The following is a 13,545-nucleotide window of genomic DNA, read 5'->3' on the forward strand; positions in this document are numbered from 1 at the left end:
TACGTTTGGGTTATATCAGGTAATTATTTCTGAACCAACCTACTTATTTTTCTCCAATTTTAGAACATCCTCTAAATAAAGGGCAATTCCGTCTTCTTCGTTAGTCATTGTTATATGGTTAGCAATACTTTTTAACTCATCAATCCCGTTACCCATGGCAATTCCGTGACCAGCGTATTCAATCATTTCCAAATCATTGTCTTCATCTCCAAAAGCAATAATTCTGTCTTTTGGAATTTGATAATAGTCAGCAACCTTTTGAATTCCAACAGCTTTATTTAATCCTGATTTAACAATTTCAATCACGTGCCAAGGGGCTGCCCATTTGCGATGATCGACTACCTCGGCATGCATGTCAGAAAGATACTTTCGGATTTTATCTGCAATTTCTTCATCGGGGTGGATTAGTAATGAAGTTGGATCATGTTTTAAGATTTTTCGTAAATCACCCGTTTCAATATTTGGTTTCCCCATTCCAAAAATATCTAACATTGTTTCATCGTGAAAATGAAAATATACATCATCAATTACTTCCGCTAAAATATTTTTTACACGGAGCTCGTCGGCAACATCAACAATTTCTTTTACCGTTTTTAAATCGAGCGTATCATGATAAACTCCCCAATTTTGATCAAGTGGGTGATGGACAAATGCTCCATTGAAATTAACAATTGGTGTTGTAAGGCTAAGTTCTTGGTAATACATTGAACTCGAACGGAAAGGCCTTCCCGTCGCAATCATCACCATATGGCCGGCTTTTTTGGCTTCTTCTAAAGCGTCTTTTGTTCTTTTTGAGATCGTTTTATCATCTTTTAGTAGAGTACCATCTAGGTCAAGTGCAATTAAATGTTGTTTAGTCATATCAATCTCCTTGTGAACCTTATCTCTTTCCTTAACTTAAACAGATATTAAAATAATCGTCAATTGAAAAGTCAATATTTTTCAATAAACTTCCAACAAATGATACACTAGAGGATGGCAAAAGTTTTCATAAAAGGAGTACATACAAAAAGATGATTATTATCGAAAATAAGAAATATGCAGAAATACCAGCATTACATATTGTTAAAAATCAGTTAAAAGACGAAGCGTTACCGTTAATTCTCTTTGTTCATGGATTTGGCAGTGCGAAAGAACATAATTTACACTATGCTTATCTTTATGCAGAACAAGGATTTCGGGTATTATTGCCTGAAGCTGACTATCATGGTGAAAGAGATAGAGGCATAGATGATCATGAAATGGATTTTAAGTTTTGGGATATTGTCGTCAATGAAATTAAAGAACTTCAAATCATTAAGGACGAACTGCTAAACCAAGGCCAAATCGATGAGGCAAGAATCGGTGTGGCAGGTACTTCAATGGGAGGTATCGTGACATTAGGGGCATTGACCCAATACCCATGGATAAAGGCAGCAGTAAGTTTAATGGGTAGTCCATATTATGAAGAGTTCTGTCGGGGGCAAATTGAGGAATTAAAGCGACTTGACATTGAACTTCCTTTCTCAGATGCAGAGTTGGAAGAAAAATATGCGGAATTACGGAAATATGATTTAAGCATGCAACCTGAAAAAGTAAACGGAAGACCATTGTTTTTCTGGCATGGTGAAAAAGACAAGATGGTTCCTTTCAAATACACGTATGAATTTTACCAAAAAATTAAACCACTGTATAAGGGGAAAGAGGAGAATCTATCTTTTATTGCTGATACACGAGCAGATCATAAAGTGACAAGAGAAGGACTACTCGCATCTGTTGAATGGTTTAAAAAGCATCTATAATAAGAGAAAGAACGTGCCACAGTCGACACGTTCTTTTTCATTTGATTTATCGGATTCCTAGTGCGATTTTAGCGTACCGGCTCATCATATCTTTGTTCCATGGTGGATTCCAAACGATGTTAACATCTACGTCTTTTACTTCTGGCAATTCAGTAAGAACGCGTTTTACATCCATTGCAATCGTTCCAGCAAGTGGGCATCCCATGGATGTTAATGTCATTGTAACTTGAGCGACACCCTCATCGTTCATATCCACATCATAAACAAGACCTAGGTTAACAATATCAATTCCTAACTCAGGGTCTACCACTTGTTCAAGCGCCCCCAACATATTTTCCTTTAAAGCTTCATCCATTTAAAACCTCTCCTTTCGAGAAATAGCTTATTTAAAAGGTGTCTAGCTCCAGGTGCCATCGGCTTGAGGTCATAAGCCAATCGCTTCTGAAGGTAAAGAACACCTTCTGTCAGCGCTCGTCTTATGCTTGTCGCCGATATACGGCGCCTTGCGCTTTTCTTAAGTATAACGAAACAATCTAAGAATGTGAAATCCCCTGCATTTTGCTAAATATAGTTAACCTCTGAGTTGCTTCATGGCAGCTTCAGACATCCGTTCAGGGGACCAAGCAGGATGCCATACCATTAAAACCTCTATATCATTTACTTCTTCAAGGTAGGCAACTGCATGCTTTACTCCACTGGTAATACTATCATGTAGTGGGCAACCAGGTGTAGTTAGCGTCATTTCAATATACACATTATTATTTTCTTTAATATTAATTTCATAAATAAGTCCTAAATCAACAACATTAATATTTAATTCAGGGTCAATCACTTGTTTTAACTGCTCAAGGATTTTTTCTTTTAATTCCATTATGTTTCTCCCCTTTTATTTAAATAGAACCCTTATAATGCTGTAACTGAAAAAGAATGCTGAAGCGACAACAATACTTTGACCAATCGAAAAGATAAGCAATTGTCCTGTGGCAAGGGCCAAAATTACGACTATACAACCAGCAACGAAACCTGTAAAAATGGGTATTGCCATTTTTTCATCAATCATTTGTTTTAAAGTAGGAACATCGCTTTTACCAATCTGTTTGCTATATTTATGTGTCCACCAAAGAAAAGGAATAATTTTATATAAATAGCCAAGAATGCTACCTGCAACCCATAAAAAGATATAAAGAAAGACTAGTACACCATATAATTTGTAATACCCTGGTAAGAGAGCAAGAACCATTCCGAAAAAGTGAATAACTAAGCCAAAACAAATGGCAATTAATGAAAAAATAAATGGTTTATCAAGCTTTTTCTTTAATCTAACCTTGATGATAGTGGAAATATGGTAAGAAAATAAGGCGAAACCAGCAAAAAGCAAAACCATACCAACTTGTAACATTAGGTTCAATTCAGTAATAAAGCTGAAAATGGTTACAACAAGTCCGAGGGCATAAACAAAATAAACCCAACTTGATAGTTTCATCGAAAATCCGTGTGCTAACGAAAACATAGGAACCATTTTATAGGAAAAGCCGAAAATTAAAAATGTAAACCATCCTGCGGCACCTAGTAGAATATGACTTTTTAGAACAGCAAAATGATCTAGGTGAGCTATTCCAGCACCTAAATTAACAATCAATAGAATTCCTAACGAAATAGTGAGTAACAAGCAAAATAGAGCACTACCAACGAATGCAGTTAGAATGTTTTTCTTTGCCTGTTTTTTCATTGTCATAAACATTTGAACAAGAAATAATAATATTCCAATTATAGCGAGTGATCCTGTAAAAATAGAAATGGCTGGTGAAAAAGAAAGAGTGATGCCAAATCCGCCAAACCCAATTGCCGTAATCCAAAATTGAATAAATCCGAATTTTTCACTCCAAATCGGAGTCAAAAATGCTACCGGTATAAGCTGATACATTGCCCCCATCGCAACCATTAAGGCCCAACCAAGAATAAGTAAATGAGCTGATGATAGAATGGCAGGGGCCCTAAAGTTCCCATCAATCACCATATGTCCATTGAATAGCAGGATGACTTGGGATGTGACCAATGCCGCAACACTAAATAAAATGAAAGAAAGTGGTAGCCTGATATTTGTTTCATTTGATAATTGAGGTATCATGATCAAGCAGCTCCTTATTTTGTAATCTCAATTTGAAAGCCGCCTTCAGGATGTGGTTCTGTTATATGCTTGTAACCAAGTTCTTCAAGCTGTTCATATAAAAACATAGGTTTACGATCATTTATAATCGTCAATGTTTCACCTTTGTTTAGTTTCTCGAGAGCCTTTAACGTTCGCATCATTGGAGTTGGTGGCTCAAGACCTCGGTTATCTAATATCATTATTTGTCACCTCTTTTAGTAAAGGTAACCTTCCAATGTTTTTTATCAATTTGCTCTACCTCGTTTGAAAACCCTTTTGCCTTTAAAATAGGAAATAAAGGAGTCGGTTTGAATGGAGCATGTAAGATGAATGTATCTCCATTCTGTAGAGGTTTAACGGCTTCCATAATCTTTTGAAATGGCTCAATCTTATTTTTAAGATCTTCCCTAACATCTACTTCTACTACTTTTGATTCCACTTGAAAGTCCCCCTTATCAACGTTTATAAACTAATGATAATCATTTTCAATGAGAAACGTTGTGACCTGAATCACAAATGCAAATTTTATTTAGGATTGTCAATTAGGCTGAAAGTTAGTTTTAGAAAATCTCATCATGCAGTTTCATATGATCTAATAAGTAATAACCGTCTGTAGTCAAGTCAACAATATGCTTCTTTTTCAAAACAGAAATCGTTCGACTCACTGATTCACGAGTTGTTCCGATCATATTAGCGAGTTCTCGATTTGTAAAATGAGTTGTAAGTTTAAAGCGATTTCCAGTCTTTTCACCATTACTCCTACATAGACGAAGTAAAAGCATTATGATTTGTTCTTGGGTGCTTAACAAAATTTGTTCTTCTAGACGTTTTTGGAGGTCTATTATTTTTTCACCAAGCACTTTAAAAATTTTTATGCAAAGCTCAGGATTTTTTAGCAATATGTCTTCAAACTTATCAATGGGGGTGAAGATGATATTTGAATCCTCGATTACTTCGGCATGTGCGGGATATCCGCCTTTTCGAAAAAAGCCAGCATGAGGAAACATTTCTCCTGCTTCTAGAACAGAAACAATTTGTTCCTTCCCATGCATATCAGACTTGTAAATTTTTACTTTTCCAGATTGGATGAAAAATACACGATCAAGTGGATCGTCTTGCATAAAGATAAACATCTTTTGTTTATATAATCGTGACTGTGAAATTTCTACAATTGGGTCGAGTTCTTCTGATGTTAGTTCCCGAAACAAGGGTACTCCTTTCAATTGTTCACGAATCGATGGCAATCCCATCTGTCTCACTCCTTGTTCAAAATAAACTATATATGCGGTTACTCAACATTTAGTGTAACAATTCCACTTTTTAAAACAGTGATATAAATCATAGTCGGTGAGGATGACAACAATGTTCAAAAATTGGACACAAAAAAGCTAGGAGTCAAACTCCTAGCTTAGTTATCATGCTTTTCTTCAGCGCAATTAAAGCAAAGTATTCCATTTTTATCATCTAATACAACACCATTAATAAAACCATCTAAACAAAAAATATCTTTTTCACATTCCTTACATTTGCCTACAAATTCCTTCATGTGTTCACCCCGTTAATTCTTTTAAACTCCACAATCATGAAGAATGACAAGATGTTTACGTGGGATATTCATTTAATCTAATTATCGCATAGTTTTCGGAACATATGATAAAAAACATACGTAAATAGTGATTTGCTTCACAACATGGTCTAAAAAGACTCGGGTACAATGGACCCATAAATCAAAAGGAGGAATTTTAAAATGGTATTTGCAGCGAAAGTAAACGCACCAGATTATGCACCGAAGGATAAGCATCCAACAATCTTTAGAACATTTGATAGTTTACAACCAGGTGAAATCATGGAGCTATCAAATGACCACGATCCAAGACCACTCCAATACCAGTTTATGATCGAACGTGGTGACGCATTCACTTGGGAATACCTTGAACAGGGACCAGAAGTATGGCGCGTTGCAATCGGTAAAAAATAAAAAATCAATCGCAGATTCCAATCTCTTACATAGTGTAGGCATGGTCTTTAAAGGCTTTGTTTACACTTTTTTTGATTCATGATGAATTTTGTTTGGTAGGCTGTTTCATTCATGCTACTATGAAGAAAAAATCAAAAGGGTGTTTACTGATGAAAATCCCGACATTCATAGGTGTTCTTTTGGCTGGGGGGGAATCAAGGAGATTCGGAAGCCCTAAGGCATTTGCGCAATTTCAAAACAAATATTTTTACGAATATGCAGTTGATGCATTAAAAGATAACGTGGACCAACTTTATATTGTGAGCCATCCTGTATTAGAAGAGCAATTTCGAAACGAAGCCTCGATTTCCATAATTCAGGATTTACCTGAATTTCAGGGCAATGGACCACTCGCTGGCATATTCACAGTCATGCAGAAAACAAACTCAGATTGGTATGTAATTTTACCTTGTGATACTCCTTTTGTTACAGACAATCTAGTAAAGCAGCTTATTACTTTTACCAATGATCAAAGTATTGATGCAATCGTACCCATTATAAATGACAGACAACAGCCATTAATTGCCGTGTATCATGCTAGAGTCGCAAAAAAGATTGAACAATTACTTAAAGATAAAAAATTAAAAATGACACAGTTATTAGGCACTTGCAATGTAAAATTTGTTACCGACCAAGATCTTCAGCTACAAGGTATGGAATTTGAGAATATCAATAATAAAACTGAATATGAAAAAATAAACCATAAGCCGACTTGAGGATCACACGATATATGTCACAAAGACGTTGCCATATTACATCGCAACGTCTTTGTTATTATTCAAGTCTAACACTCATAATTTTCTGAAAAATGTGATAAAATAATAATATCTGAGCTATCTTTAAGGAGGGATTATGTTTGAGAGTAGGCTTAATTTTAGGTATAGTAACCTCTGGACTTCTACTATTAATTGGTTTGTCTACTCGTCAATTTGAAACATATTCAGTTATTTCTGGGACTTTGGGTATAATATGTTTTTTACTTGCAGGAATTGTATCTGATACCTTTGTAAGTGGCGATCGTGCCAGAGCGAACTATTACACCGAAAGCAAAAAAGAACGCAAAACAAGAATTCGATATTCCTATTTGTTTTTCCTCTTGGGGGCTCCAAACCTACTTGTAGCTGTAGTGTTAACCCTCAATTACATTTAATTTCTTCAAAGAATATTTCTTCATTTCAATTTCATATATTTTTGTTGTCTAGCTCCATCGCCTACCCCCTTGAGGTCATAAGCCAATCAGTCAAGAAGGATAAAATGCATCCTTCTCGCCAGCTTTTCTTATGCTTTTCGGACTTGCACACGATGTGCTGGCGTCTACGTTTGCCACAGGACGTGGCAGTAGTAAGTAGACGTTCAATTTCAAGGTGCTTACGCTTTTCTTAATTTGTGAACAATTTTAAACACCTCCGTTTCCTGTGATGTACCTCACATTGCTCACTATTTTATAATGCTAAAATGTGTACATTAACAAGGGAGGTTTGCCTCATGTTTGAAAGAGACTATAACGAAGTTCCATTTATTGTGATTTGGGAGCTTACAAGGGCTTGCCAATTAAAATGTTTACATTGCCGTGCCGAAGCCCAGTATAAAAGAGACCCTAGAGAGCTTTCCTTTGAAGAGGGGAAAAAGCTAATCGACCAAATATATGAGATGAATAATCCGATGCTTGTATTCACAGGTGGGGACCCGTTAATGCGGACTGACGTTTATGACATTGCCGAATATGCAATTAAAAAAGGTGTGCACGTTTCCATGACACCAAGTGCAACACCAAATGTAACAAAAGAAGCCATTCAAAAGGCGAAAGAAGTAGGATTAGCTCGCTGGGCATTTAGCTTAGATGGTCCAACTGCTGAAATTCATGACCATTTCCGCGGAACAAATGGTTCATTCGATTTAACAATGAGAGCCATTAAATATTTACATGAACTTGAAATTCCAATTCAAATCAACACTGTAATATCAAGATACAATGTCCATGCATTAGATGAAATGGCAAAATTAGTTGAGGACCTCGATTGTGTATTATGGAGCGTCTTTTTCCTAGTACCTACTGGTCGTGGAAAAGAAACGGATATGATTTCTCCAGTTGAACATGAAAAGGTATTTCGCTGGTTGTATGACCTTAGTAAACGTGTGAAATTTGATATAAAAACGACTGCTGCACAACACTATCGCCGTGTAGTTATTCAATCAAAATTGCGTGAAACAAAGGATGCAAAACAACAAATCCGCTATGAAGATGCCCTTATGCAAGGGAAAACGGGGCAAATTGATGGACTTGGAAGAGCGCCACAAGGTGTAAACGATGGGAATGGATTCGTCTTTATTTCTCATACTGGAGATGTGTATCCGAGTGGTTTATTACCTGTAAAAGCAGGAAATGTTCGTGAGACCCCACTTGCTGAAATTTATCGTGAATCCCCAATCTTCAAAGATTTGCGTAATCCTGACAAATATAAAGGGAAATGTGGAGTATGTGAATTTAGACATGTATGTGGTGGATCCCGTTCTCGTGCATATGCCATGACAGGCGATTACATGGAGAGTGAACCATTCTGTGTATATATTCCTGAAGCACTTCGTAAAAAAGAAAGAACATTACATTAAAATACCTAAGACCCATGGAGCCCGTGGGTCTTTTCTTTAGGTTATTCAATACTACAATATTTAGCTGGGCATTCCTCGCACTGTATTGCTTTTTTTATATATCCTAAATCGTGAATAGTGATATAGCCCTTTTGAACAGAAATGATATCCTTCACTCGTAAATCATGCAGCATCCGGTTTACACTTTCTCTTGTGGTTGCACAAAAATTAGCTAGTTCCTGATTGGTCAGACGTAGGTCAATTAAAGTGCCGTTTTCCTTTTCCACCCCATAGCTGTTGGTCATCCTAATTAATGTGGAATATAATGCTCCTTTTTTGCCTAATAAAACAAGGTCTCTAAACTTTGTTTGTGTTTTTCGGAAATGATCACTCATCCACTTCATAAATTCAAATGCTAGTGTTGTATTTTCAAAGAGTTTTTTTTCTAATTCATCCTTTTGAATTACAGCAATTTCACAATCCTCCAATATCCTGCAATCAAATAAATATTTAGGTTGATCTGTAAATAGGGTCAACTCCCCAACGATTTCATTTTGGCTACAGATTCGAAGCGATAACTCATTGCCATCCGATGTCCCTTTACTTACTTTTACACGCCCCGATAGAATCAGATAGAGTTCAGAAGCTTTCATTCCTTCACGAAATAAATAGGTTCCTTTTTTCATATTGATGACTTGATTAGCTGATTTAAGAAGTTCGGTTAATTCATCTGAAATAGTTGATTGATGTAAAGCTAATTTACTCATAGGTACCACCTTCCATATAGGAATGCTATACTTGTTTCTAAGGAAATCATATAATGTTAGGCATACATTAGGTGTATAATAAATCACACATCCTTCATTTATTAAGCATAATACCTTAGAAAATAAGGATTCCTGACTTTTTGAACAATTTTAAACAATTGAGGTTTGCATAATGGAACTTACTTTTTGGTCACCTATTAAACTATCGATAATCATTGCTATCACGGCCGGTTGTATTGTCTTACTTCTAGGCTTAATCATAGGCAAATGGATGTCACATAAGCAATTTAGAGGCAAACTCTTTCTGGAAACAGTATTAATGCTGCCACTGGTTCTGCCTCCGTCGGTTGTTGGTTTTTTATTAATTGTGATTTTTGGACGAAATAGTTTTGTAGGAATGTTCCTTGAGAAATTAACAGGACAACCGATTATGTTCACGTGGTTGGCAGCTGTTATTGCTTCTTCTGTCGTTGCATTTCCGTTAATGTACCAATCTGTAAAGACGGGATTTCAAACAGTAAATACAGATATTGAGGATGCGGCAAGAACGGATGGAGCAAATGAATTTAGTATATTTCTGTTCATTTCGATTCCTTTATCGTTGAAAGCAATTGTAACGGGTTTTATCTTGAGTTTTACTCGAGCACTTGGGGAGTTTGGTGCAACTTTGATGTTTGCGGGCAATATACCAGGAAAAACACAAACACTACCAACAGCAATCTATGTTGCCATTGATAGCGGAAATATGGAATTGGCCTGGCTATGGGTATTAACAACGGTCTTCATCTCATTTCTAATGCTAGCGTTAACCTACTTAATTAAATAGTCGTTATAAAAAGATGCATTCTTGACAAGAATGTGTCTTTTTTTGTTTCAGTCCCATTTTGTGACAAACTTAACAGATTTATGGCCGAGCAATATGTGACAATCTTGCTGAAAAGAGAAATTAGGAGGGGGTTTCTTTGTACCAAACAGCCGCTTGGTATCTTTCCATTATTTTAATGGCCTTAATTACAGTTATTTTTATTACCGTCGTATTAAAAACCAATAAACAAAGAGAGTATGAACCAATTCAGAAAAAATGGTACCGTTTTAGAACGATTTATTTCTTAGTTCTACTCGTTGTATTTGGAACTTTAACGTATTTTACACTCCAGGATCTTCCATTTGAAAGACCGGTATATGGACAAGAAGAAAATCCAGTCATTGTCGATGTTGAAGCCGTTCAATTTGGATGGAACATGAGTCAAATGGAATTCAAAGTGGGAGAGCCAATTGAATTCGATATCACAAGCTCAGATGTTAACCATGGCTTTGGTATCTATGACAAAGACATGAATTTATTAGCACAGACTCAGGCAATGCCAGATTATACTAATACGGTTTACTACACATTCTCGGAGCCTGGGACATATCAAATATTATGTATGGAATACTGTGGGCTTGCTCACCATCTCATGGTTGGTGAAATTGTTGTAACAAATTAAGGAGGGGGTTAACAATGTCTACTAATATGGTAATGGGAGCGACAAATAACTCCCGAAACAAAACAATCGCTATTTATCTATTAACAGGAAGCCTCATCATTTTTTCAATGATGGTATTCGGAGTCTTAATGCTACTTGCACAAGGAAAAATGATTGATGTGGACCCTGCATTCTTTTATGAAATTATGACCGTCCATGGAACGGGAATGATAGGGGCCGCAGCATTAGCCGCAGCTGCAGTCATGTGGTTCTTCTTAAGTAAATATGTAAAATTAAGCAAAGCAATTTTAATCACAAATTTTATCACATTTATAATCGGTGTCCTAATGGTATTGGTAGGAATATTTGTATTTGACTTTGCAGGAGCTTGGACGTTTTTATATCCGCTACCAGCTATCTCTGCTGGTGGATGGGAGATGGCGGGGGCAACATTATATTTAGGTGGTATGCTCATACTTGGTGTGGGATTCTTATTATTAAATTTGGATGTTGCTAGAGCGATTATTAAACAATATGGAAGTTTAGGAGAAGGTTTAGGGTGGTCTATCGTCTTCGGTAAGGTAAAAGGCTATGGTCCCCCAGCAGCTGTCGTTGCTAGTACAATGGTTTCAATTGTAAACACCACTGCATTAATCGCAGGTGCAACAGCACTCGTTATGAACCTTATTAATCTATATATTCCAACAATCAAAATTGATCCACTACTTGCAAAAAATCTAACATATGCATTTGGTCATATCTTTGCAAATTCTATTATTTACATGGGGGTTATCGCAGTTTATGAGATATTAGCGGCTTATACAAATCGACCATGGAAGGCAAACCGCCCATTCTTAATTGCGTGGAACTGTTCAACATTATTTACGATTACTATCTATACTCATCACTTGTTAATGGACTTTGCATTACCAAAGTGGATGATTATAATTGGACAAGTGCTCTCCTATGCAAACGGATTACCAGTATTAGTTATCACAGCCTACGGTGCGCTAATGATTGTCTATCGTTCAGGAATTAAATGGGACATTGCCTCTTCGTTCATGTTTTTATCCATGTTTGGTTGGGTAATCGGAGTCGTACCAGCAATTATTGATGCAACAATTGTTGTAAACCATGTCATGCATAACACAAAATGGGTACCAGGTCATTTCCATATGTATATGGGATTAGGTGCAACTGCGATGTTATTTGGTTTTATGTATTACTTGGCAAAAGTGAATAAAAAAGAGAAGGAAACAGCAATTGATGGAATTAGCTTTTGGGTATACATCATGTTTTTCATTGGATTATGTGGATCTTTTCTATTTTCCGGTAAGGTCGGAGCTCCAAGAAGATGGGCGGAGCATTTTCCAGAGTGGATTCCATATGACCGGATGGGAGCTATTTTCGGTATCTTTATAGTCTTTGCTGTATTGATATTTATAATCCGCTTTTGGAATTTCTGTAGGTCAATTGATTATAAGTTTAAAGAAAAAATAGGATTAGATCATCATGTTGCGTAAAAGTATTGGAATTCTATTTGCACTTGTAGCGGGTCTTTCATTGCTATGGATAGGTACAGATGGATTACGAGCTTTTACTGCTGAGAAAGCAAGAATTATTGAATTAGAAAGGGAGCAGCCAAAACTCCCATCTGCTACATTAATTGATTCCAATTCAGAAAACTTTCAAATACAAGAGTTAAAAGGGAAATATACGCTTTTAACCTTTATGTATACCTCGTGTGGGGACGTATGTCCGGTTTTAGAAAGAAATTTTGCAGAGATTTATGAAAATATTCCTAATGATGTCCTAGGGAAAGAAGTTGTGCTTGTAAGCATAAGCTTTGACCCAGAGAATGATTCTCCGACGGTATTAAAATCATATTCTAATCATTTTGGTGCAGATGGAGAGCATTGGAAAATGGCTACGATTCTGGATAAGCAGGAATTACAGAATGTCCTTGACGCTCTTGAAGTAGTAGTTATCCCTAATGAATACGGAGGCTATGAGCACAATTCTGCATTTTATGTGATTAATCCAGAAGGAAAATTAACTAATATCTTTGATTACCAAACACCACAAGTTGTTGTGGAATACATGGATTCTATCCTATTCTAGAGGTGAAAATATGTACCGTTTTCGATATGTAATGATAGGGCTACTTTTACTTCTATTCGTTTCACTTCCGTATATAAGGTCATTGTTAGAAGAGAGTATGGTTGGAACAATGCTTATTCAATATCCACTATTAATAGGAAGTGGATATTTTCTTGCAAAAGGGTTTCCGAGAAAATGGCGAGGTTTCATCGTGTTATACAATGAAAATGGAATAGCGGGTATATTAATAACAATATGTGTTGTAGGTTTTTGGGTATTGCCTAGGTCAGTAGATGCCGCACTTAATGAGCCAATCATGGAGATTGCGAAATATATGAGTCTATCACTTCTTGCGGGGGTACTATTGTTTTATAGTTGGCAACTGCTAGGTCCGATAAGTAAAGCCTTTATTTGGGCTAATCTGATTTCTATGATTTTTGTGATGAGCTGGCTTTATTCAGTATCACCAGTCCGGCTTTGTAATAACTACTTAGTGACAGCCCAACAACAGCTTGGAAAAGCGATGTTTGTATTAGGATTAGCAATCTGTTTTTTATTTATTGGACGGGTATTTTTAGGAAAGCCTGAAATCAATAAGAATACAACTATGAAAAAAAGGAAATATATTAACCTGAATATTCATGCAAAAGAACTAGATGAACGGATGACATAAAGA

Annotated in this window: 19 protein-coding genes; 10 read left to right on the plus strand and 9 right to left on the minus strand. The window is 36.3% G+C overall.

What is annotated here, in order from left to right; genetic code table 11:
- Positions 1 to 39: 39 nt before the first annotated feature.
- On the minus strand, positions 40 to 861 hold the full coding sequence (locus AC6CHV_RS13175) for a Cof-type HAD-IIB family hydrolase (RefSeq protein WP_498079021.1): 822 nt from the start codon (positions 859 to 861) through the stop codon (positions 40 to 42).
- Between the two features lie 152 nt (positions 862 to 1,013).
- On the opposite strand from AC6CHV_RS13175, the gene yjfP reads away from it, so the two are divergent.
- The gene (yjfP, locus tag AC6CHV_RS13180; RefSeq protein ID WP_498079022.1) at positions 1,014 to 1,781 is read left to right on the plus strand and encodes an esterase; all 768 of its coding nucleotides are present in this window, start codon (positions 1,014 to 1,016) and stop codon (positions 1,779 to 1,781) included.
- Between the two features lie 46 nt (positions 1,782 to 1,827).
- Here the strand turns inward: yjfP and AC6CHV_RS13185 are convergent, their stop codons facing one another.
- The 7 genes from AC6CHV_RS13185 to AC6CHV_RS13215 all read right to left on the minus strand — a co-directional run bounded on the left by AC6CHV_RS13185 (position 1,828) and on the right by AC6CHV_RS13215 (position 5,476).
- Positions 1,828 to 2,136: a metal-sulfur cluster assembly factor gene (locus AC6CHV_RS13185; protein WP_121445447.1), complete on the minus strand. Its 309-nt coding sequence runs from the start codon at positions 2,134 to 2,136 to the stop codon at positions 1,828 to 1,830.
- A 216-nt stretch (positions 2,137 to 2,352) separates the two neighbouring features.
- Positions 2,353 to 2,652, minus strand: coding sequence for a metal-sulfur cluster assembly factor (locus AC6CHV_RS13190; protein ID WP_099354253.1), 300 nt, complete (start codon positions 2,650 to 2,652; stop codon positions 2,353 to 2,355).
- 15 nt (positions 2,653 to 2,667) lie between these two features.
- Positions 2,668 to 3,909 (minus strand): hypothetical protein, encoded by a 1,242-nt coding sequence (locus AC6CHV_RS13195; protein ID WP_498079023.1) that lies wholly within the window; start codon positions 3,907 to 3,909, stop codon positions 2,668 to 2,670.
- A 14-nt stretch (positions 3,910 to 3,923) separates the two neighbouring features.
- Positions 3,924 to 4,130 carry a DUF2249 domain-containing protein gene (locus AC6CHV_RS13200; RefSeq protein WP_341332373.1) on the minus strand — a complete coding sequence of 69 codons (207 nt, stop codon included), beginning with the start codon at positions 4,128 to 4,130 and terminating at the stop codon, positions 3,924 to 3,926.
- Entirely contained in the window at positions 4,130 to 4,369 is a 240-nt protein-coding gene (locus AC6CHV_RS13205) for a DUF2249 domain-containing protein (protein WP_341332372.1), read from the minus strand. The genes AC6CHV_RS13200 and AC6CHV_RS13205 overlap by 1 nt, the downstream gene beginning before the upstream one ends.
- Positions 4,370 to 4,490: 121 nt before the next feature.
- Positions 4,491 to 5,180, minus strand: coding sequence for a cyclic nucleotide-binding domain-containing protein (locus tag AC6CHV_RS13210; RefSeq protein WP_121445443.1), 690 nt, complete (start codon positions 5,178 to 5,180; stop codon positions 4,491 to 4,493).
- Positions 5,181 to 5,338: 158 nt separating this feature from the next.
- Entirely contained in the window at positions 5,339 to 5,476 is a 138-nt protein-coding gene (locus AC6CHV_RS13215; RefSeq protein ID WP_341332371.1) for a hypothetical protein, read from the minus strand.
- Positions 5,477 to 5,677: 201 nt separating this feature from the next.
- Here AC6CHV_RS13215 and AC6CHV_RS13220 point away from each other — a divergent pair, with 201 nt between their 5' ends.
- From AC6CHV_RS13220 to AC6CHV_RS13235, 4 genes are all read left to right on the plus strand, one after another.
- Complete coding sequence (locus AC6CHV_RS13220) at positions 5,678 to 5,908, plus strand: DUF2249 domain-containing protein (protein WP_121445442.1); 231 nt, start codon at positions 5,678 to 5,680, stop codon at positions 5,906 to 5,908.
- Between the two features lie 149 nt (positions 5,909 to 6,057).
- On the plus strand, positions 6,058 to 6,663 hold the full coding sequence (locus AC6CHV_RS13225) for a molybdenum cofactor guanylyltransferase (protein WP_341332370.1): 606 nt from the start codon (positions 6,058 to 6,060) through the stop codon (positions 6,661 to 6,663).
- A gap of 140 nt (positions 6,664 to 6,803) precedes the next feature.
- Positions 6,804 to 7,097 carry a DUF5316 family protein gene (locus AC6CHV_RS13230; protein WP_121445440.1) on the plus strand — a complete coding sequence of 98 codons (294 nt, stop codon included), beginning with the start codon at positions 6,804 to 6,806 and terminating at the stop codon, positions 7,095 to 7,097.
- A gap of 335 nt (positions 7,098 to 7,432) precedes the next feature.
- Entirely contained in the window at positions 7,433 to 8,557 is a 1,125-nt protein-coding gene (locus AC6CHV_RS13235; RefSeq protein WP_498079024.1) for a TIGR04053 family radical SAM/SPASM domain-containing protein, read from the plus strand.
- A 41-nt stretch (positions 8,558 to 8,598) separates the two neighbouring features.
- On the opposite strand, the gene AC6CHV_RS13240 is transcribed toward AC6CHV_RS13235, so the two are convergent.
- Positions 8,599 to 9,303: a Crp/Fnr family transcriptional regulator gene (locus AC6CHV_RS13240; protein WP_341332368.1), complete on the minus strand. Its 705-nt coding sequence runs from the start codon at positions 9,301 to 9,303 to the stop codon at positions 8,599 to 8,601.
- A 172-nt stretch (positions 9,304 to 9,475) separates the two neighbouring features.
- Here AC6CHV_RS13240 and modB point away from each other — a divergent pair, with 172 nt between their 5' ends.
- The 5 genes from modB (at position 9,476) to AC6CHV_RS13265 (ending at position 13,542) form a co-directional block, all read left to right on the plus strand.
- A complete protein-coding gene (gene modB / locus AC6CHV_RS13245) occupies positions 9,476 to 10,129 on the plus strand; it encodes a molybdate ABC transporter permease subunit (RefSeq protein WP_341332367.1) in 654 nt (217 codons plus the stop codon).
- Positions 10,130 to 10,265: 136 nt separating this feature from the next.
- Positions 10,266 to 10,790 (plus strand): cupredoxin domain-containing protein, encoded by a 525-nt coding sequence (locus tag AC6CHV_RS13250; protein ID WP_498079025.1) that lies wholly within the window; start codon positions 10,266 to 10,268, stop codon positions 10,788 to 10,790.
- A 14-nt stretch (positions 10,791 to 10,804) separates the two neighbouring features.
- A complete protein-coding gene (locus AC6CHV_RS13255; protein ID WP_498079026.1) occupies positions 10,805 to 12,292 on the plus strand; it encodes a cbb3-type cytochrome c oxidase subunit I in 1,488 nt (495 codons plus the stop codon).
- A complete protein-coding gene (locus AC6CHV_RS13260; RefSeq protein ID WP_498079027.1) occupies positions 12,282 to 12,890 on the plus strand; it encodes an SCO family protein in 609 nt (202 codons plus the stop codon). The genes AC6CHV_RS13255 and AC6CHV_RS13260 overlap by 11 nt, the downstream gene beginning before the upstream one ends.
- A 10-nt stretch (positions 12,891 to 12,900) precedes the next feature.
- The gene (locus tag AC6CHV_RS13265; RefSeq protein ID WP_498079028.1) at positions 12,901 to 13,542 is read left to right on the plus strand and encodes a hypothetical protein; all 642 of its coding nucleotides are present in this window, start codon (positions 12,901 to 12,903) and stop codon (positions 13,540 to 13,542) included.
- Positions 13,543 to 13,545 lie beyond the last annotated feature (3 nt).

It is taken from the genome of Ferdinandcohnia sp. GQ5 (assembly GCF_059759275.1).

Bases quoted from the DNA above. Each gene is read 5' to 3' on its own strand.
- AC6CHV_RS13175 (WP_498079021.1), bottom strand. From the start codon at position 861: ATGACTAAACAACATTTAATTGCACTTGACCTAGATGGTACTCTACTA.
- yjfP (WP_498079022.1), top strand. From the start codon at position 1,014: ATGATTATTATCGAAAATAAGAAATATGCAGAAATACCAGCATTACAT.
- AC6CHV_RS13185 (WP_121445447.1), bottom strand. From the start codon at position 2,136: ATGGATGAAGCTTTAAAGGAAAATATGTTGGGGGCGCTTGAACAAGTG.
- AC6CHV_RS13190 (WP_099354253.1), bottom strand. From the start codon at position 2,652: ATGGAATTAAAAGAAAAAATCCTTGAGCAGTTAAAACAAGTGATTGAC.
- AC6CHV_RS13195 (WP_498079023.1), bottom strand. From the start codon at position 3,909: ATGATACCTCAATTATCAAATGAAACAAATATCAGGCTACCACTTTCT.
- AC6CHV_RS13200 (WP_341332373.1), bottom strand. From the start codon at position 4,130: ATGATATTAGATAACCGAGGTCTTGAGCCACCAACTCCAATGATGCGA.
- AC6CHV_RS13210 (WP_121445443.1), bottom strand. From the start codon at position 5,180: ATGGGATTGCCATCGATTCGTGAACAATTGAAAGGAGTACCCTTGTTT.
- AC6CHV_RS13215 (WP_341332371.1), bottom strand. From the start codon at position 5,476: ATGAAGGAATTTGTAGGCAAATGTAAGGAATGTGAAAAAGATATTTTT.
- AC6CHV_RS13220 (WP_121445442.1), top strand. From the start codon at position 5,678: ATGGTATTTGCAGCGAAAGTAAACGCACCAGATTATGCACCGAAGGAT.
- AC6CHV_RS13225 (WP_341332370.1), top strand. From the start codon at position 6,058: ATGAAAATCCCGACATTCATAGGTGTTCTTTTGGCTGGGGGGGAATCA.
- AC6CHV_RS13235 (WP_498079024.1), top strand. From the start codon at position 7,433: ATGTTTGAAAGAGACTATAACGAAGTTCCATTTATTGTGATTTGGGAG.
- AC6CHV_RS13240 (WP_341332368.1), bottom strand. From the start codon at position 9,303: ATGAGTAAATTAGCTTTACATCAATCAACTATTTCAGATGAATTAACC.
- modB (WP_341332367.1), top strand. From the start codon at position 9,476: ATGGAACTTACTTTTTGGTCACCTATTAAACTATCGATAATCATTGCT.
- AC6CHV_RS13255 (WP_498079026.1), top strand. From the start codon at position 10,805: ATGTCTACTAATATGGTAATGGGAGCGACAAATAACTCCCGAAACAAA.
- AC6CHV_RS13260 (WP_498079027.1), top strand. From the start codon at position 12,282: ATGTTGCGTAAAAGTATTGGAATTCTATTTGCACTTGTAGCGGGTCTT.
- AC6CHV_RS13265 (WP_498079028.1), top strand. From the start codon at position 12,901: ATGTACCGTTTTCGATATGTAATGATAGGGCTACTTTTACTTCTATTC.